The sequence below is a fragment of the Roseateles agri genome (assembly GCF_034043675.1).
Lineage (GTDB): Bacteria > Pseudomonadota > Gammaproteobacteria > Burkholderiales > Burkholderiaceae_C > KK5.
Genome location: NZ_JAXCLA010000002.1, coordinates 535,341 through 553,871 on the forward strand (window position 1 = coordinate 535,341; position 18,531 = coordinate 553,871).

The following is an 18,531-nucleotide window of genomic DNA, read 5'->3' on the forward strand; positions in this document are numbered from 1 at the left end:
CTCGCCCGCCCCCGGCGCTTCGTCACTTGTGCTGATGGCCGCTGGCGCCGAGCCTTGGATACTGCCGCGGCGCCTGTGCAGGCGAAGGAGTCCTCGATGGCAAAGTCCCTGACGAGCAGCGCGGATCAGCAGCGCGCCACCGGCATCATCGTGGCCCTGGGCCTGCTGGCCCTGGTCTTCGGCTTCTCGCTGATGCTGGCCCTGCAGGGCAGTGCGGCCCGCTCCAACCCGGTGTGGTTCATCGCGATGCTGGTCGTCTTCGGGGCCGCGCTGGCGCTGATCGCGCTGGTGTTCCGCTGGCTCGGGCTCTCGGCACCGCTGGAGGCCTTCGGGCTGCCGGCGGGCTCGATACGCACCTTGCTGGCCGTAGGCGTGATGGTGCTGTTCGCGGTGTTCGGGCTGCAGATGGTGGCGCCGGAGTCCTCCAGCCAGCGCGTGGGCGAAGCGCTGACGGATGCCGTGCTCATCGGCAAGCCGGAAGCGCGCGACGCGGAGATCGCCCGCTACAAGGATCTCGGCATCGTCGCGGTGCCGCAGGCGAACAACGGCGACAGCTGGACGCTGAAGCTCTACCGGATCGAGCACTACAAGCCGGCGGAGACGATCGACCTGCAGAAGCAGATCGTCACCGCGCTGGTGACCCTGGTGACTTCGGTGGTGAGCTTCTACTTCGGCAGCCGCAGCAGCGAGGCGCCACGCGACGGCAGCAGCCCGGTGCAATTGCCCGACTCGACCACCGCCGAGATCGACAAGGCCGACGCCGACCTGGCCGACGCGCACAAACGCCTCACCGCGCTGCACGGCGAGCAGGCGGCGCCAGGCAACGAGGCCGCGCTGGCCACGGCGGTGGCCCAGGCCGACGAAGCATTGGCAGCCGCCGACGAGCGGCGCACGAAGCTGGCCGCCGCCATCAAGGACCTCGGCAGCGGCAAGGGCAGCGCCGAAGACATCCAGACCCAGGTTACCGGGCTGGCCCAGGACCTGTCGGCCCTCGGCACGCTGCTGTCGCAGGCCGAAGCGCTTGTCGCGAAAGGTTGAGCCATGCCGACCCGCTACGAAGTGACCGCGACCGCGCTGAACCTGCGCGCCTCTCCCAGTGCGGCCGGCGACATCTTGACGGTGCTGCGCCGCGGCCAGCAATGCGTGGGCGCCGGCGACGCGCAGGACGGCTGGCTGCCGGTGTCGTACCAGCAGCTGAGCGGCTACCTGTCGGCGAACTACGTGCGCGTGGCGCCGGGCGCGGCGGCGCCCTCGCCCGCGCCCGTGCCGGCACCGACGGGTGGTGTGCCGCTGCCGGCCGATCCGCAGACGCGGCTCAGCGACCAGTCGCAGTTGCATCCGCAGTTCCGCCAGGCGCTCGGTGTGCTGCTGGACAAGCTGGCGGCGGAGAACCGGCCGTTCAAGGTCTTCGAGGCCTTCCGCACCCCGGAGCGCCAGCGCTGGCTCTACGAGCAGGGGCGCAGCCGCCCCGGCGGCATCGTCACCAACGCGAAGCCCTGGGAGTCCTTCCACCAGTACGGGCTGGCCGTGGACCTGGTGCTGTTCGTCAACGGGCAATGGACCTGGAGCAGCACCGGCGATCTCGGCGCGCACTGGAAGCGCCTGCCGGACCTCGCCAAGGAGGCGGGCCTGCGCACACTGACCTGGGAGGCACCGCACGTCGAACTACCGGTCGCGCTGCGCGATGCCGCCGGGCCCGCGCTGCTGGCCAGCGCCGATGCCGGTTGGGCCGACACCCTGGCCAGTGCCGCCGCGCGCTGGCGTGCGGCGGGCGGCAGCGGCGCGCCGGACCTGGCGCCGGCGCAACGGCCGACGACTGCTTAGCTGCCCATCACCGCATCAGGCAAGGCCGTCGCGATCGACGGCGCGATGCAGATCAGCAGCACCGCGACGAACATCAGCAGTACGAAGGGCAGCACGCCGCGGATGATCTGGCCCAGCGTGATGTCGGGCGCGATGTTCTTGATCACGAAGATGTTGAGGCCCACGGGCGGGTGGATCAGCCCGGCCTCCATCACGATCGTCATCAGGATGCCGAACCAGACCAGGTCGAAGCCGGCGGCCTTCAGCGGCGGTAGCACGATGGGCGCGGTCATCAGGATGATCGAGACCGGCGGCAGGAAGAAGCCCAGCATCACGATCATCAGCAGGATCGCCGCCAGCAGCACCCACTTGGACAGGTGCATGCCGACGATCCACTGCGCCGTGCTCTGGCTGATGTGCAGGTAGCTCATCACGTACGAGAACAGCAGCGACATGCCGATGATCATCATCAGCATCGTCGACTCCTTCAGGGTGGCGGCGAGGATGGGCGCCAGGTCGCGCGGCCGCCAGACCTTGTAGATCACCGCGATCAGCAGCAGCGCCAGCAGCGCGCCCAGGCCCGCCGTCTCGCTGGGCGTGGCGAAGCCGCCGTACAGCGCCACCATCACGCCGGTCAGCAGCAGCACGAAGGGGATCACGCGCGGCAGCATCTCGAATTTCTGGCGGCGCGTGAAGGTCTCGCGCTGCAGCAGCGGCGAGCCGGGTGAAGCAGCCGCGTACTCGCGCTTGTAGCGCCACATCGCATAGGCGGCGAACAGCGCGACCAGCAGCAAGCCCGGGAAGATGCCGGCCAGGAACAGCCGGCCCAGCGACTGCTCGGCCGCCACCGCGTACAGGATCATCGTGATCGACGGCGGCAGCAGGATGCCCAGGGTGCCGCCGGCCGCGATGATGCCCGCCGCGAAGCCCGGCGAGTAGCCGCGCCGGCGCATCTCCGGAATGCCGGCGCTGCCGATGGCCGAGCAGGTGGCGGGGCTGGAGCCGGCCATTGCCGCGAACAGCGCGCAGGCCAGCACATTGGCGATGCCCAGGCCCCCGGGCACGCGGCCCATCCAGGCGTGCAGCGCCGCGTACAGGTCCTGGCCGGCGCGCGATCGGCCGATGGCCGCGCCCTTCAGGATGAACAGCGGTATCGACAGCAAGGTGATGCTGGCCATCTCCTCGTAGACGTTCTGCGTCACCGTGTCGAGCGCGGAGGCCGGCATGAAGCCCAGCATGAAGACGACCGCGACGCTGCCCAGCGCGAAGGCGATCGGCGCACCGGAGAACATGAACAGCAGGGTGACCGCCAGGAACAGCAGCCCCAACATCAGAGGCGTCATCGGCGGCCGATCAGTCGATTGAAGGTCGCGGTCAGCTGCACCATCAGCTGCAGCGCCAGCAGCGACATGCCCGCGGCCATCAGCGAGTAGGGAATCCACAGCGGCGGCGCCCAGGTGGACGAGGTCGTCTGGCCCTCGGTCCAGGCCTCGTGGAACAGGGTCCAGGACTTCCAGGCGAAGAAGGCGCAGAACAGCAGGCACAGCAGGTCCACCGCCGTCAGCCGCAGCCGGTTGGCCAGCGGCGGCAGCACGCCCGCCAGCGCCTCGATGCCCACATGCCCGCGCAGCGCCTGCACGAAGGCGCTGCACATGAAGGTGGCACCGACGAGGCAGAACACCGCCGCCTCGTCCTGCCAGTCGGTCGAGGCCTGCAGCAGGTAGCGGGTGACGACGCTGGAGGTCAGCACGACGGCGGCCACCAGCAGCGCCACCATGCCGGCGAAGACCATCGCCTGGTTGACGCTGCGCAGTGCCCGCGCCAGCGGCATCAGCAGCTTCGGCGTGTCGGGATCGACCGGGCCCAGGATCCCGTCGACTGCGACTGCAGAGCTCCCGCTCATACGAGCTTCTGTGCCGCTTTCAGCAGCGCCGCGCAGGTCTCGTTACGTTCGCCGAAGTCCTTCCATGCGGTGTCGCGTGCGATCGCCTGCCACTTCTTCAGCGTGCTCAGGTCCATGTCATAGACCTTGGCGCCGGCCTTCTGGTACAGCTCGGCGACGAGCTTGTCGTCGGCCTTGGCGGCATCGCGGGCGAAGGTCTCGAGTTCGGCGCCGACCGCCATGACCACGTCCTGCTGCGCCTTCGTCAGCTTGCCGAACACCTCCTTGGAGATCATCAGCGGCTCCAGCATGAACCAGTAGGTCTTGTCGCGGCCCGTGGTCAGATGCTTGGCGAGTTCTTCCAGCTTGAACGAGATGAAGCTGGTCGACGAGGTCATCGCGGCCTCCATCGCGCCCGTCTGCATTGCCGCGTAGATCTCGTTGGACGGCAGGCTGATGACGGACGCGCCGGCCTGCTTCAGCATCATGTCCATCTCGCGGCTGCCGCCGCGCACCTTCAGGCCCTTGGCATCGTCCGGCGTCACCAGCGGCCGGCTCTTGCTGGCCACGCCGCCGGCCTGCCAGACCCAGCTGACGATGATCACGCCCTTGTCGTCCAGTACCTTGGTGAGCAGCTTGCCCACTTCGGCGGTCTTCCACTGGGCGCCTTGCTCGTAGCTGGGCACCAGGGCCGGCATCAGGCCGATATTGGTTTCACCGACTTCGCCGCCGGCATAGGACAGCGGCACCAGGCTCATGTCCAGCGCGCCCTTGCGCATGGCCGAGAACTGGGCGTTGGTCTTCATCAGCGAGGAGCCGGGGTAGACGGTGGCCTTCAGCGCGCCGCTGGTGCGCTTCTCGACCTCGGCGGCGAAGCGGCGGCACAGCCGGTCGCGGAAGTCGCCTTCGGTCAAGGTGCCGCCGGGGAACTGGTGCGAGATCTTCAGGCCCTCGCCCTGGGCGAACGCGCGCTGCTGCAGCGCCGGTGCAAGGCCGGCCAGGGCCAGGCCCTGGACGAAGTGGCGGCGATCGATGGTCATGATGCTTGTCTCCTGTCTTGCTCTGTCTGGGTGAGGATGCGGTGATCCCGTTCCGCCGCAATGTAGTGTGCCCACGTGAAATGACAACAGAGATTGCCCGTAGCGGGCAAGGACTGACCCTCGCCCCGGGCGGGCCCAGGGCCTGAATCTTGCATCGCCATTGCGCCGAAGTTCGGCGTTAGGAGACATGCCATGACCCGCTTCCTTTTTCGATCGCTGTTCGGCCGCGTGATGCTGGCGCTGGTGCTGGGCGTCGTGATCGGCCTGGCGGCACCCGGCTTCGGCCTGGCGCTGAAGCCGCTGGGCGACGGCTTCATCAAGCTGATCAAGATGATCATTCCGGTGCTGGTGTTCTGCGTCGTGGTGCACGGCATCGCCGGCGCCGGCGACCTGCGCCGCGTGGGACGGGTCGGCATCAAGGCGCTGGTGTACTTCGAGGTGGTGACCACGATCGCGCTGGCCCTGGGCCTGCTGCTGGCCTACCTGTTCCAGCCGGGCACCGGCATGAACGTCGATCCGGCCACGCTGGACGCCAAGGCGATGAGCGGCTACGCCGAGACGGCGGGCAAGCTTACCGGCGGCGGCACGGCGGAATTCCTGATGAAGCTGATCCCCACGACCGTCGTTTCCGCCTTCGCCGCCGGTGACGTGCTGCAGGTGCTGCTGTTCGCCGTGCTGTTCGGCTGCGCGCTGGCGATGATCGGCAAGCCGGCCGAGCTCGTCGGCCGCTTCATCGACGATCTCTCGCAGGTGCTGTTCAAGGTGATGGGCCTGATCATCAAGCTCGCGCCGCTGGGCGTGCTCGGCGCGATCGCGTTCACGGTCGCCAAGTACGGCATCGGATCGCTGAAGCAGCTCGGCCTGCTGGTCGCGCTGTTCTTCTTCGCGGTGGCCCTGTTCGTCTTCGTCGTGCTGGGGGCGATCATGCGCATGTCCGGCCTCTCGCTGATCAAGCTGCTGCGCTACCTGCGCGAGGAACTGGCCATCGTCTTCGCCACCACCTCCAGCGACAGCGTGCTGCCGCAGATCATGGCCAAGCTGCGCAACCTGGGTATCCGCGATTCGACGGTGGGCCTGGTGATCCCGACCGGCTACTCGTTCAACCTCGACGCCTTCTCGATCTACATCACGCTGGCCGCGGTGTTCATCGCGCAGGCCACCAACACGCCCGTCGCGATGGGCGACCTGCTGACGATCCTGGCGCTGGCGCTCGTGACCTCCAAGGGCGCGCACGGGGTGCCGGGCTCGGCCATCGTGGTGCTGGCCGCCACCTTGCAGGCGATCCCCGCCATCCCCGCCGTCGGCCTGGTGCTGGTGCTCTCGGTCGACTGGTTCATGGGCATCCCGCGCGCTCTGGGCAACCTGGTGGGCAACTGCGTCGCCACCGTGGCGATCGCCACCTGGGAGGGCGACATCGACCTCGAGCGTGCGCGGGCGGTACTCGACGGCGAGGTGCCCGAATCCGAGCCCGCGTCGCCTCCCGCGCAAGCCGCGGCCGTTGCCGCTAACTGAGCGGCTCGACGGTCACCGCCACCCGCGGTTCGGCCCGCCCGCCGCCGCGGATCACGCCGCGCAGCGGCGCGACGTCGGCATAGTCGCGGCCCCAGGCCAGGGTGACGTGATCGAGGCCGGCCTGGACGTTGTTGGTCGGGTCCAGCGCGATCCAGCCGTGATGCGGGCACCAGACGGCGACCCAGGCGTGCGAGGCGTCGGCGCCGATCAGGCGCGGCTTGCCTGGCGGCGGCTGGGTCAGCAGGTAGCCGGACACATAGCCGGCGGCCAGGCCCAGCGAGCGGCAGGCGCCGATCATCACGTGGGCGAAGTCCTGGCAGACGCCGCGCTTGAGCGCCAACGCCTCGGGCGCGCGGGTGTTGACGTGCGTGGCGGCCGGCTCGTACTTGAACTGCTTGTGGATCTGCCGCATCAGCGCCAGCGCGCCGGTGGCGACCGGGACGCCGGGCCGGAAGGCCTCGCGTGCGAACGCGGCCAGCGCGGCGTCGCGCGGCGCGAACAGCGAGGCCAGGGTGAACTCGACCGCCTCGCTGTGCACGGCGCCGGCGCGGTAGCGCAGCGCCTCGGCCACCTCCTCCCAGGGCGGGCTGGCAGCCTCGTCCGGCGGCGGCGCGGCGGTGATGCCGGCTTCGAAGACGCTGGACACGGTCAGCTTGTCGTGGACCTGCGCATGGCTGAACACCAGCCGCGCATTGCCCCAGGCGTCGAGGCTCAGGCGATCGCGCACTTCCATGCCACCGTCGGGGCTGGGCGTGATGGTCAGCCGCCAGTCGCGCACCACCTGGTTCGCCGTGTCGCGCGGGCTCAGGCAGGCGACGTGATGGGCCAGCTCGACCGGCTCGTCGTAGGCGTAGCTGGTCTCGTGGGTGACACGTAGCCAACGTCGATCATTCATGAGGGTGTCTTTCAGGGCCGAGCGCCGGGCCGCTCCCAAGCCGGCCCACGTGGCGATGTGCTTGCCGGTCGATCCGGCAAGCATCGCCGTCCCCTCGGGGGACCGGCCAGCGTACTCGCTGGACGAGGGGCTCCATCATTGCCACACCATCCGGTCGACCGAGCCGACGTGGTTGAACAGGCGGCGGCCGATCTGCACTGACAGGTCCATCGCACGCGCGCTGCAGTCGTTCAGCAGGCCACTGAGCCGTGAGTAACTGCCGTCTTCATCGGCGCGGCTGATGTCTTCCAGCGACCAGTACTCCGGCTGCGGGAAGCCGCGCGCCTGCTCCAGCGCCCAGTCATGGTCGTGGCGCGACAGCTTCAGGAAGCGCTCGCGCAGGGTGCGCGCGACCCAGGCCAGCGAGCGCGGGTTGTCGGTGTCGTGGACCAGCAGGTGCAGGAGCGGCGGCACTTCGCGGCGGCCCTGGAACTGGGCGCGGTAGGTGATGGTGGAATCGAACAGGCCCAGCAGCAGCGCGAAGCCTTCTTCCTTCAGGTGCAGCCTATGGGCGAATCCCTCGATCAGCGCGTTGGCGAAGAAGTCCAGGCGCTCCAGCTGGCGGCCGACGCTGAGCAGGCGCCAGCCGTCGTCGCGGGTCATGCGGTCGGTCTGGGCGCCGGTGATGGCGGCGAGCTGAGTGTCGACGCGGGCCAGCGCGCCGGTGACTTCCGACGAGGGCGCGCCGAAGTCGTAGCCCAGCAGCACCTGCATGCGCTCGGTGAAATCGTCGCCCACCTCGTGGATCAGCTTCCAGTGTTCGGACGAGAGCCGTTCGCGCAGCGACTGCGCGCAGTTCTGCAGCGCGCGCAGGTTCCAGGCCACGCTGCCAGACTCCAGGGTGTCGGCCAGCGAGCGCACCAGCGAGCGCTCGAACACCCGCAGCGACTGCTCGGCCGATGGCACGCTCTCGCCGACCAGGCCGTAGCGGCGCGCCATCGCGTCGAGCACGCGCAGCACCTCGGGCGGCGTGCTGCCGCGGGCGGCGCTGGTCAGCGCATCGAGCGTCAGCCGCGCCAGACGCACGCTGTTCTCGGCCCGCTCGGTGTAGCGGCCCAGCCAGAAGAGGTTCTCGGCCGAGCGGCTGGTGACCGTCCAGTGCACGTTCTTCAGGTCGGCGGCAGACAGCGGCTTGGCCAGCAGGCTGGTGCGGTCGACCTTGCCCTCGGTCAGCACCCAGGTGTCGATGCTGGCGCTGCCCTGCTGCATCGACAGCCAGGGATCGGGCGGATCGTCGCGGCCCCGACCGCCGACGGCGCCGCTGCGGTGCGTGGCGACGCGGGTCAGGCCGCCGGGCAGCACCGTCCAGCTGCCGCGGCCGTCAGCCACGGCGAACACGCGCACGACGGCCGGGCGCGGCTCCAGCGAGCCCTCGTTCCAGACCGGCGTCTCGCTCGGCTGGATGCGCGCCTGCAGCGTGTGCGCGGCCGGATCCTGCGCAACGCGCGCCAGCAGCGCCGCACGCGCCGCCGGCGCGAGGCTGGCGATCACGCTGGGCGCGAAACCGCGCGTGGTCTCGCTGCTCGGGAAGGTGGGGGCGACGACGAAATCGTCCAGCTCGTCGCGGTATTCGTTCCAGGCCGCGGCCTCGCCGCACCACCAGGCGTTGGTGTCCGGCAGCAGCAGTTCCTCGTCCAGCAGCTCCTTCGCGACGCCGGGCCAGAAGGCCGACAGGCCGGGGCTCTCCAGCCAGCCTGAACCGGGCGTGTTGGCGACGACGATCTGGCCGGCACGCATCGCCTGCACCAGGCCCGGCACGCCCAGCGCCGAATCGGAACGCAGCTCCAGCGGATCGAGGAAGTTGTCGTCGACGCGGCGCAGCAGCACGTGGACGCGCTCCAGCCCCTGCGTGGTCTTCAGGTAGACCTTGTCCTCGCGCACGGTCAGGTCGCCACCCTCGACCAGCGTGATGCCCAGGTAGCGGGCGAGGAAGGTGTGCTCGAAGTAGGTCTCGTTGCGCGGGCCCGGCGTCAGCAGCGCCACGCGCGAGCGCTCGCCCTCCGGCGAGAGCCGCGTGAGCCCCTGCAGCAGGGTCTGGAAGCTGCCGGCCAGGCGCTGCACGGCCATGCTCCGGAAGGCCTCGGGGAACTGCTCGGCGATGATCAGCCGGTTCTCCAGCACATAGCCCAGGCCCGAGGGCGCCTGCGTGCGCTGGCCGACGATCCACCAGAGCCCGTCCGCCCCGCGCGCCAGGTCGAAGGCGAGCACGTGCAGGTGCACGCCGCCCAGCGGCACCACGCCGTGCATCGGCCTCAGGTACTGCGGGTGGGCGAAAACCAGCGAGGCGGGCAGCAGGCCCTCGTCGAGCAGACGACGGGGGCCGTAGACGTCGGCCAGCGCCGCATTCAGCAGCTTGGCGCGCTGGATCACGCCGGCCTCGATGTGTTGCCACTCCTGCGCGCTGATGAGCATCGGCAGCAGTTCCAGCGGCCAGACGCGCGAGGACTGGCCGCCGCCCTCGTGGGCGTTGTCGTAGACGTTGTAGCTGGCGCCGTCCTCCTGGATGCGGCGCTGCGTGCGCTGGGCGCGCGGGCCCAGGTCCTGCCAGCCGTCGACGCCGGTGGCCGCGAAGAACTCCCGCCACAGCGGAGACAGCGGCGGGTGCCCGCCGCCCGCCTTGTTCAGCTGGCCGTGCAGCTCGCTGTAGTGGCCGTCCTTGCCGCGCAGCGTGGAGGCGGCCGCGAGCGCGGCGGCATCCGGTGATTCTTCGTCAGCGAGCAGGCTCGATTGCAGCGGCGCGGGAGGGGTGGTCATGACAGCTTGTGAAAATCAGCGCGCCATCATGCCCGGCCCCAGGCTCGTTTCACCGGCCGACGCGGCGCAAATCCAACGTAAATGGGAATTCAAGGCTCAGTTGGGGGGGCTGCGTGACCATCGTGCCCGGTGTGTGGCCCAGCTTGACGAAGCGGTTCAAGCGCCGCGCCTCGGCCTCGTAGGAGTTGACCGGCAAGGTGGCGTAGTTGCGGCCGCCCGGGTGGGCGACGAAATACTGGCAGCCGCCCAGCGAACGCTGGGTCCAGGTGTCCACCAGGTCGATCGTCAGCGGCACGTGCAGGCCGATCGTCGGGTGCAGCGCCGAGGGCGGGTGCCAGGCGCGGTAGCGCACGCCGGCCACGTACTCGCCGACGCGGCCGGTCGGCTGCAGCGGCAGGGTCACGCCGTTGACGGTGACGCGGTGGCGCGGATCGACCAGGCCGCTGACCTGGACCTCGATGCGCTCCAGCGACGAGTCCACGTAGCGCACCGTGCCGCCGGCCGTGCCCTCCTCGCCCATCACGTGCCAGGGCTCCAGCGCGTTGCGCAGGGTCAGGTGGACGCCGCGCGCCGTCAGCTCGCCGACCTTGGGGAAGCGGAACTCGAAGTGCGGCGCGAACCATGCGGCGTCGAAATCGTGGCCGGCGCGCTGCATGTCCTCGATCACGTCGTCGAAGTCCATCTTCACGAAGGTGGGCAGCAGGAAGCGGTCGTGCAGCTCGGTGCCCCAGCGCACCAGCGGCGCGCGGTAGGGCTCCTTCCAGAAGCGCGCCACCAGCGCGCGCAGCAGCAGCTGCTGGACGATGCTCATGCGCGCATGCGGCGGCATCTCGAAGGCGCGCAGCTCCAAGAGGCCCAGCCGGCCGGTGGCCGAGTCGGGCGAGTAGAGCTTGTCGATGCAGAACTCGCTGCGGTGCGTGTTGCCGGTCACGTCCACCAGCACGTTGCGCAGCGCGCGGTCGACCAGCCAGGGCGGCATGTCGCGGCCATGGACGGCACGGTTGCGGTAGATCTCCTGCAGCGCGATCTCCAGCTCGCGCAGCTGGTCGTTGCGCGCCTCGTCGACGCGCGGGGCCTGGCTGGTGGGGCCGATGAACATGCCCGAGAACAGGTAGCTGAGGCTCGGGTGGTTGTGCCAGTAGGCCAGCAGCGATGCCAGCAGCTCGGGCCGCCGCAGGAAGGGCGAATCGGCCGGCGTGGCGCCGCCCAGCACGAAGTGGTTGCCGCCGCCGGTACCGGTGTGGCGGCCGTCGATCAGGAACTTCTCGCTGCTCAGGCGCGACAGCCGCGCCGCCTCGTACAGGAACTCGGTGTTGGCAACCAGCTCGTCGAAGCCACGCGCCGGGTGGATGTTGACCTCGATGACACCCGGATCGGGCGTGACCTGCAGCAGCTTCAGGCGCGGGTCGCGCGGCGGCGGATAGCCTTCCAGCACGATCTTGACGCCCTGCTCCCGCGCCGTGGCCTCGACGGCCTCGAGCAGCAGCAGGTAGTCCTCAAGCTTCGCCAGCGGCGGCATGAAGACGTACATCACGCCGCTGGCCGTGCCCTGGCTTTCCGCCTTCGGACCGTTGGCGCGGCGCGGGTCGCGCACTTCCACGCACAGTGCGGTGCGGGTGACGCTCGGATCGCTCTTCTGGCGGGCGGGCACCGGCGTCTCGGACTCTGGCTCCCGCTTGAGCTGCGACTGGCTGCGAACCACCGTCGACAGCGCCTCGCGCGGCGCGAAGGGATCCTGCTCGATCATGTACGGGTAGTCGCCCTCGCGCACCCAGGGCAGCGCGTCGAGCGGCAGGCGGTAACCCATCGCGGAATCGCCGGGCAGCAGGTACAGGCGCTCGTCGCGCAGGTGCCAGGCACCGCTGACCCAGACCTTGCTGAACATCTCCGCGCCCTCGGCACGGCGCAGCGGCAGCACGTAGCCGACCACGGCCGACAGGCCCTGCTCGTAGACGCGGCGCAGCCGCGTGCGCTCCATCTCGTCGTCCAGCCGCGATTCGAACGGATCGACGTTGACCGGCAGCCGGCGCTCGCGCCACAGGTAGTAGAAGGTGTCTTCATAACCGGGCTTGACGAACTTGTCTTCGATGCCCAGGCGCGCGCCCAGCGCGGCGATGAAGCGGTGCGCGTCCTCGCTGGTGTAGCGGTGGCCTTCGCGCTCGTCGGCGAACAGGCTCGGGTCCTGCCAGCAGGGCTGGCCGTCCTCGCGCCAGTAGATCGACAGCGCCCAGCGCGGCAACTGCTCGCCCGGATACCACTTGCCCTGGCCGAAGTGCAGGAAGCCGCCGCGGCCGTATTCCTCGCGCAGCCGGTGGACGAGATCCTGCGCGCGCAGCCGCTTGGTGGGGCCCAGCGCCTCGGTGTTCCATTCGGCGCCGTCGCGGTCGTCGATGGAGACGAAAGTGGGCTCGCCGCCCATCGTCAGGCGCACGTCACCGTTCTGCAGCTCGCGGTCGACGCGGCGACCCAGTGCCACGACGTCGGCCCACTGCCCGTCGGTGTAGGGCTTGGTGACGCGCGGCGATTCGTAGATGCGCGTCACCGTCATCTCGTGGCCGAACTCGACCTCGGCCTTGTCCACCGCGCCGCTGATCGGCGCGGCGCTGGACGGCTGCGGCGTGCAGGCCAGCGGGATGTGGCCCTCGCCGGCCAGCAGGCCCGAGGTCGGGTCCAGGCCGATCCAGCCGGCGCCGGGCAGGTAGACCTCGCACCAGGCGTGCAGGTCGGTGAAGTCCACCTCGGTGCCGCTGGGGCCGTCGAGCGCCTTCTCGTCGGGCGCGAGCTGGATCAGGTAGCCGGAAGCGAAGCGCGCGGCCAGGCCCAGGTGGCGCATCAGCTGCACCAGCAGCCAGGAGGTGTCGCGGCAGGAGCCGGAGGCGTTCTCCAGCGTCTCCTCCGGCGTCTGCACGCCGGGCTCCATGCGGATCAGGTAGGAGATGTCCCGCTGCAGCCGCTGGTTCAGGCCGACCAGGAAGTCCACCGTGGCGACGGGCTTGCTCAGGTCCACGCCTTCGAGATAGGCGGCGAGCCTCGGCGTCAACTTGTCGGCGACGAGATAGGGCGCGAGCTCCTCCTTCTGGCTCGCCTCGTAGTCGAAGGGGAACTGCTGCGCGTGGTCTTCGAGGAAGAAGTCGAAGGGGTTGTAGACGGCCATCTCGGCCACCAGGTCGACGGTGACCTCGAACAGCCCGGTCTTCTCGGGGAAGACCAGCCGCGCCAGGTAGTTCGCGAACGGGTCCTGCTGCCAGTTGATGAAGTGCTCCGCCGGCTCCACGCGCAGCGAGTAGCTGAGGATGTTCGTGCGGCAGTGCGGCGCCGGGCGCAGGCGGACGATCTGCGGCGACAGGCCGACGAGCCGGTCGTAGCGGTAGCGGGTGACGTGCTTCAGCGCGACGTGGATGGACAAGGCGGGATCTCCCTCAGGCTTCGGTCACGGGAATGAGGAAATCGCTGCTGATCGAGCCGCCGAGCGCGTTGATGCGCTTCAGAAACTGGATCAGGTAAGCGTGCAGCCCTTCTTCTAATATTTCTTCGATACGGGCGTATTGCAGTTCCGCGCGCAGCCGTCCGCCCTGGCGCATCGTGTGGCCGCTCGGATCGTTGGCGACGCGCTCCAGCGCGTTCATCAGCCGGGCGACGCAGCTGTACAGCGAGCGTGGCATGTTCTTGCGCAGGATCAGCAGCTCGGCCACTTTCTCGGGCTGGATCACGTTGCTGTAGACCTTGCGGTAGACCTCGAAGGCCGACACCGAGCGCAGCACCGCGGACCAGTGGTAGAACTCGCGCGCCACGTCGCTGGGCTTCTCGGCCTGCTGGTCCTGCAGGGTCTGCCACTGCGAATCGACGACGTGGGCGTCCACGCCCTTGGGCACGGCGTGGAACTTCACGTCGAGCAGGCGGGCGGTGTTGTCGGCGCGCTCCAGGAAGGAGCCGATGCGCAGGAAGTCGAAGGCCTCGTCCTGCAGCATGGTCCCGGCCGTCACGCCGCGCAGCAGGTGGGCGCGGAACTTCACCCACTCGAACAGCGCGGACGGATCGCGCTTGAGCAGGTTGTCCTTCAGCAGGCGCTGGAATTCGAGCCAGGTGGTGTTGGCGGTCTCCCAGACCTCGGTCGTCAAGGTGCCGCGCACGGCGCGCGAGTTCTCGCGCGAGGCCCGCAGGCAACTGGTGATCGAGGACGGGTTGCTCTCGTCGCGGACGATGTAGTCGTAGACCTGGCGCGCATCCAGCGTGCCGTGGCGCGCCTCGTAGTCGCCCGACAGCTCGGAGATCGACAGCAGGCTGCGCAGGCCCTGCTCGGCCTGCTCGCGGCTCTGCGGCATCAGCGAGGTCTGGTAGTTGACGTCCAGCATGCGCGCGGTGTTCTCGGCCCGCTCCATGTAGCGGGAGAGCCAGAAGAGGTGATCGGCGGTTCTTGACAGCATGTTCGTGGTCTCCTCTTCTCGTTCAGGCTTCCAGGACCCAGGTGTCCTTGGTGCCGCCGCCCTGGCTGCTGTTGACGACCAGCGAGCCCTCCTTCAGCGCCACGCGGGTCAGGCCGCCGGGCACGGTGCGCACCGTCTCGCCCGACAAAACGAAGGGCCGCAGGTCGATGTGGCGCGGCGCGATGCCGGATTCGACGAAGGTCGGGCAGGTGGACAGGCTCAGCGTGGGCTGGGCGATGTAGTTGTCGGGCCGGGCGATCAGCACCTCGCGGAACTTCTCGATCTCGGCCTTGGTCGCCGCGGGGCCGACGAGCATGCCGTAGCCGCCCGCGCCGTGCACCTCCTTGACGACCAGCTCGCCGAGGTTCGCCAGCACGTACTTCAGCTGCTCCGGGTCGCGGCACATATGCGTCGGCACGTTGTTCAGGATCGGCTTCTCGCCGAGGTAGAACTCGATCATCTTCGGCACGAAGGGGTAGATGGACTTGTCGTCCGCGATGCCGGTGCCGATGGCGTTGGACAGGGTCACGTGGCCGGCCTTGTAGGCATCGACCAGGCCCGCGCAGCCCAGCTGCGAGTCCGAACGGAACACGGTGGGATCGAGGAAGTCGTCGTCCAGGCGTCGGTAGATCACGTCCACCCGCTTCGGGCCGCGCGTGGTGCGCATGTAGACGTAGCCGTTCTCGACGAACAGGTCCTGCCCCTCGACCAGCTCCACGCCCATCTGCTGCGCGAGGAAAGCGTGCTCGAAGTAGGCCGAGTTGTACATGCCGGGCGTCAGCACGACGACGGTGGGCTCGGTCGCACCGGAGGGCGCGACGCTGCGCAGCGTCTCCAGCAGCAGGTCGGGATAGTGGGCGACCGGCGCGATGCGGTGGCGCTCGAACAGGTCGGGGAACAGCCGCATCATCATCTTGCGGTCTTCCAGCATGTAGCTGACGCCGCTGGGCACGCGCAGGTTGTCCTCCAGCACGTAGTAGCTGCCCGAGCCGTCGGGGTTGGCGGCGCGCACGATGTCCACGCCGGCGATGTGCGAGTACAGGTCGCGCGGCACGCTCACGCCCATCATCTCGGGGCGGAACTGCGCGTTCTTCAGGATCTGCTCGGCGGGCACGACGCCGGCCTTCAGGATCTCCTGGTCGTGATAGACGTCGTGGATGAAGCGGTTCAGCGCGGTGACGCGCTGGCACAGGCCGGCTTCCATCTCGCGCCATTCGTGCGCCGGGATCACGCGCGGGATCAGGTCGAAGGGGATCAGGCGCTCGGTGCCCTCGCCGTCGTCCTTGTCGCCGTAGACGGCGAAGGTGATGCCGACGCGGCGGAAGATCATCTCCGCCTCTTCGCGCCGGGCCTGCATCGCCTCGAGCGGCTGCTCGGCCAGCCAGCGCTGGTAGTCCAGGTAGTGGTCACGGGTCCTGCCGGGATGCCCATCGGCGCCGGGGGCGTTCATCTCATCGAAGCTGGGTCGCATGTAAAGCCTCCTGATACCGTCTCTGCAATATACGCACCAGCCTCGGCGCGCCAACACGCCAGTTGTTTTTGCGGCCCAGGGTCGATCCCGATGGCCTGATCGTGAACTATTGCGCGGTCACGCACCAAGAATGTTGGCGCAGGCCGGATCGTGCACCAGCAAGGCGCGCATTCGCCTGATTTCGCCTCGACACTTGGCCGTCGAAGAATGGCAAACCGCCCAGGAAGCCCCGCCATCACGGGGTTCCACGCTTGTCACTTCAATCGTGGGGGGAGGTAGGATGCCTCCACAACAGCAGCTCTAGTCATGGACCACCTTCCCGAAACCGGGCGGCCCCCGGCCCGCCGCGTGAGGCCCCGTTGAGCGGCCGCAAGACCCCCAGCAGCTCGCTGTTCATCGCGATCGCCCTGGCCGGCAGCATCGGACTGCTGCTGCCGGCGTTGATGGTCGGTGGCTGGCTGACCGGGCTGCGCGAATCGCAGTCGGCCGCGGCCGAGCTGCGCCGCGATCTCGAAGCCAAGCTCGACGTGCTGGCCAGCAGCCTGCCCGAACTGCTCTGGAACCTGGACAACGTGGCGGCCACCGAGGTGGTGCTGGCGATCATGAAGTCGCCGGACGTCGTGCTGGTCAGCGTCAGCGACGCCTCCCAGGGCACGCCCTTCTTCGAGAAGGAACAGCCGGCGCGGCGCCTGGGCCATGCGATCAAGGGCGAGCGCGACATCTACCGCGGCACGACGCGCATCGGCCACATCCGCATCGAGATGGACGACCACCTGAGCACCGCCGCGCTGGCGCGCCAGCGCTGGCTCTATGGCGTGACCGTCGGCGGACAGCTGCTGGCCTCGCTGGCGCTGATCCTGTGGCTCTTGAACTCGCGGCTGATGCGGCCGCTGCGCGAGCTGGGCCACTTCGCCAACGACCTCGCCGAGGGCCGCTTCGACGCGCAGCTGGACGTGCGCCGCAAGGACGAGATCGGCCTGCTGGGCGGCCACCTGGAGCACATGCGGCACGCGCTGCAGCAGCAGTTCGGCGCGCAGCGCTCGCTGATCGAGCGGCTGCGCGGCATGGCGGAGACGGTACCCGGTGTCGTCTACCAGCTGCGGCTGACGGCCCAGGGCAAGTTCTCGTTCGCCTACGTCAGCGAGGCGGTGCGCGACTATTTCCGGCTCAGCGCGAACGCGCTCAGCGACGATGCCGAGCCCTGGTTCGAGCAGATCCATGCCGAGGACCGTGCCACGGTGCGCGAATCGCTGCTGGCTTCGGCGCGCAACCTGACCCCGTGGCAGCAGGAGTTCCGCGTCGCCAATCCCGACGGCAGCGAGCGCTGGCTCTACGGCAACGCGATCGCGCAGAAGGTCGACCCCGCGGCCGGCGGCGGCGTGCTGTGGCACGGCTTCCTGACCGACATCTCGCGCCAGCGCCGCGACGCGCTGGAGCTGGGCCGCTACCGGCACCACCTGGAAGAACTGGTCGAGGCCCGCACCGCGGAGCTGGCCGAGGCGATGAAGGCGGCCGAGGCGGCGAGCCTGGCCAAGAGCGCCTTCCTCGCCAACATGAGCCACGAGATCCGCACGCCGATGAACGCCATCATCGGCCTGACCTACCTGGTGCGCAGCGACACGCACGAGCCCGAGCAGCAGGAGCGGCTGCAGAAGGTGGCGAATGCAGCGGAGCATCTGCTGTCCGTGATCAACAACGTGCTCGACTTCTCGAAGATCGAGGCCGGCAAGCTGCAGCTTTCGCGCACCGAATTCACCGTGCGCGAGATGCTGGACAACATCGCCGGCATGCTGGCGCACCGCGCGGCCGAGAAGCAGCTGCCGGTGCAGATCCGCATCGATCCGCGGCTGGAAGCGCAGACCCTGATCGGCGATGCCCAGCGGATCTCGGAGATCCTGCTGAACTTCGCCGGCAATGCCGTCAAGTTCACCGACGAGGGCTTCGTGCGCCTGGGCGTGCACATCGAGGGCGACGATGATGGCGCGCGGCTGCGCCTGCGCTTCGAGGTCGAGGACAGCGGCATCGGCATCGCCGAGGAGGTGCAGGGCCGGCTGTTCCAGGACTTCGAGCAGGCCGACAGCTCGACGACGCGGCGCTATGGCGGCACCGGCCTGGGCCTGGCGATCTGCCGCCGCCTCGCGGACCTGATGCAGGGCCAGGTCGGGCTGAAGAGCGCGCTGGCCCAGGGCAGCACCTTCTGGCTGACCCTGAGCCTGGACAAGGCCGGCCCCACGCCGGTGGTGCTGACACCGCCACCCGCCAGCCTGCCGCTGCCGCGCAGCAATGCCGCGCGCGAACAGCTCGCGCAGTTCGCCGGCACCCGCATCCTGCTGGCCGAGGACAACGCGGTGAACCAGGAAGTGGCCGTGGCCCTGCTGGGCAGCGCAGGCATCGAGGTGGACGTGGCGAGCGACGGCCAGCAGGCCCTCAAGATGGCCAGCGAGAACGACTACGCGCTGATCCTGATGGATGTGCAGATGCCGGTGATGGATGGTCTGGATGCGACCCGCGCGATCCGCGGCAGCGCCTGGGGCCGCGACATCCCCATCCTTGCGATGACCGCCAACGCCTTCGCCGAAGAACGCCAGCGCTGCCTGGACGCGGGCATGAACGACCACGTCGCCAAGCCGGTGGTGGCCGAGCAGTTGTTCGACACCCTGCGGACCTGGCTGGTGCGCAGCGCCGAGCAGCGGGCGCTGAAGACGGTCTGA

The 18,531-nt window shown here is 69.2% G+C and carries 12 protein-coding genes; 4 read left to right on the forward strand and 8 right to left on the reverse strand.

What is annotated here, in order from left to right; translation table 11 throughout:
* The first annotated feature begins 96 nt into the window (after positions 1 to 96).
* Together SNE35_RS06570 and SNE35_RS06575 are read left to right on the forward strand one after the other, a co-directional pair.
* A complete protein-coding gene (locus SNE35_RS06570; protein ID WP_320422063.1) occupies positions 97 to 1,038 on the forward strand; it encodes a hypothetical protein in 942 nt (313 codons plus the stop codon).
* Between the two features lie 3 nt (positions 1,039 to 1,041).
* Entirely contained in the window at positions 1,042 to 1,824 is a 783-nt protein-coding gene (locus SNE35_RS06575) for a D-alanyl-D-alanine carboxypeptidase family protein (protein ID WP_320422064.1), read from the forward strand.
* Here SNE35_RS06575 and SNE35_RS06580 read toward each other — a convergent pair.
* The 3 genes from SNE35_RS06580 to dctP form a co-directional block, all read right to left on the reverse strand.
* On the reverse strand, positions 1,821 to 3,146 hold the full coding sequence (locus SNE35_RS06580) for a TRAP transporter large permease (RefSeq protein WP_320422065.1): 1,326 nt from the start codon (positions 3,144 to 3,146) through the stop codon (positions 1,821 to 1,823). The genes SNE35_RS06575 and SNE35_RS06580 overlap by 4 nt on opposite strands.
* Positions 3,143 to 3,634, reverse strand: coding sequence for a TRAP transporter small permease (locus SNE35_RS06585; protein ID WP_320422371.1), 492 nt, complete (start codon positions 3,632 to 3,634; stop codon positions 3,143 to 3,145). Before SNE35_RS06585 ends, SNE35_RS06580 begins: the two co-directional genes overlap by 4 nt.
* 68 nt (positions 3,635 to 3,702) lie before the next feature.
* The gene (gene dctP / locus SNE35_RS06590; RefSeq protein WP_320422066.1) at positions 3,703 to 4,725 is read right to left on the reverse strand and encodes a TRAP transporter substrate-binding protein DctP; all 1,023 of its coding nucleotides are present in this window, start codon (positions 4,723 to 4,725) and stop codon (positions 3,703 to 3,705) included.
* A gap of 192 nt (positions 4,726 to 4,917) precedes the next feature.
* On the opposite strand from dctP, the gene dctA reads away from it, so the two are divergent.
* Positions 4,918 to 6,237, forward strand: a complete 1,320-nt coding sequence (gene dctA / locus SNE35_RS06595) for a C4-dicarboxylate transporter DctA (RefSeq protein WP_320422067.1) — start codon at positions 4,918 to 4,920, stop codon at positions 6,235 to 6,237.
* On the opposite strand, the gene SNE35_RS06600 is transcribed toward dctA, so the two are convergent.
* The 5 genes from SNE35_RS06600 to SNE35_RS06620 all read right to left on the reverse strand — a co-directional run bounded on the left by SNE35_RS06600 (position 6,230) and on the right by SNE35_RS06620 (position 15,820).
* Positions 6,230 to 7,132, reverse strand: a complete 903-nt coding sequence (locus SNE35_RS06600; protein WP_320422068.1) for a transglutaminase family protein — start codon at positions 7,130 to 7,132, stop codon at positions 6,230 to 6,232. The two genes, dctA and SNE35_RS06600, sit on opposite strands and share 8 nt — an antisense overlap.
* A gap of 135 nt (positions 7,133 to 7,267) precedes the next feature.
* Positions 7,268 to 9,925 (reverse strand): circularly permuted type 2 ATP-grasp protein, encoded by a 2,658-nt coding sequence (locus SNE35_RS06605; protein ID WP_320422069.1) that lies wholly within the window; start codon positions 9,923 to 9,925, stop codon positions 7,268 to 7,270.
* 49 nt (positions 9,926 to 9,974) lie between these two features.
* Complete coding sequence (locus SNE35_RS06610; RefSeq protein ID WP_320422070.1) at positions 9,975 to 13,331, reverse strand: transglutaminase family protein; 3,357 nt, start codon at positions 13,329 to 13,331, stop codon at positions 9,975 to 9,977.
* 13 nt (positions 13,332 to 13,344) lie between these two features.
* On the reverse strand, positions 13,345 to 14,349 hold the full coding sequence (locus tag SNE35_RS06615) for an alpha-E domain-containing protein (protein WP_320422071.1): 1,005 nt from the start codon (positions 14,347 to 14,349) through the stop codon (positions 13,345 to 13,347).
* A 22-nt stretch (positions 14,350 to 14,371) separates the two neighbouring features.
* On the reverse strand, positions 14,372 to 15,820 hold the full coding sequence (locus SNE35_RS06620) for a circularly permuted type 2 ATP-grasp protein (RefSeq protein ID WP_320422072.1): 1,449 nt from the start codon (positions 15,818 to 15,820) through the stop codon (positions 14,372 to 14,374).
* Between the two features lie 359 nt (positions 15,821 to 16,179).
* On the opposite strand from SNE35_RS06620, the gene SNE35_RS06625 reads away from it, so the two are divergent.
* Complete coding sequence (locus SNE35_RS06625; RefSeq protein ID WP_320422073.1) at positions 16,180 to 18,531, forward strand: response regulator; 2,352 nt, start codon at positions 16,180 to 16,182, stop codon at positions 18,529 to 18,531.

Bases quoted from the DNA above. Each gene is read 5' to 3' on its own strand.
- dctA (WP_320422067.1), top strand. From the start codon at position 4,918: ATGACCCGCTTCCTTTTTCGATCGCTGTTCGGCCGCGTGATGCTGGCG.
- SNE35_RS06615 (WP_320422071.1), bottom strand. From the start codon at position 14,349: ATGCTGTCAAGAACCGCCGATCACCTCTTCTGGCTCTCCCGCTACATG.
- SNE35_RS06570 (WP_320422063.1), top strand. From the start codon at position 97: ATGGCAAAGTCCCTGACGAGCAGCGCGGATCAGCAGCGCGCCACCGGC.
- SNE35_RS06605 (WP_320422069.1), bottom strand. From the start codon at position 9,925: ATGACCACCCCTCCCGCGCCGCTGCAATCGAGCCTGCTCGCTGACGAA.
- SNE35_RS06600 (WP_320422068.1), bottom strand. From the start codon at position 7,132: ATGAATGATCGACGTTGGCTACGTGTCACCCACGAGACCAGCTACGCC.
- SNE35_RS06580 (WP_320422065.1), bottom strand. From the start codon at position 3,146: ATGACGCCTCTGATGTTGGGGCTGCTGTTCCTGGCGGTCACCCTGCTG.
- SNE35_RS06585 (WP_320422371.1), bottom strand. From the start codon at position 3,634: ATGCCGCTGGCGCGGGCACTGCGCAGCGTCAACCAGGCGATGGTCTTC.
- SNE35_RS06575 (WP_320422064.1), top strand. From the start codon at position 1,042: ATGCCGACCCGCTACGAAGTGACCGCGACCGCGCTGAACCTGCGCGCC.
- dctP (WP_320422066.1), bottom strand. From the start codon at position 4,725: ATGACCATCGATCGCCGCCACTTCGTCCAGGGCCTGGCCCTGGCCGGC.
- SNE35_RS06620 (WP_320422072.1), bottom strand. From the start codon at position 15,820: ATGCGACCCAGCTTCGATGAGATGAACGCCCCCGGCGCCGATGGGCAT.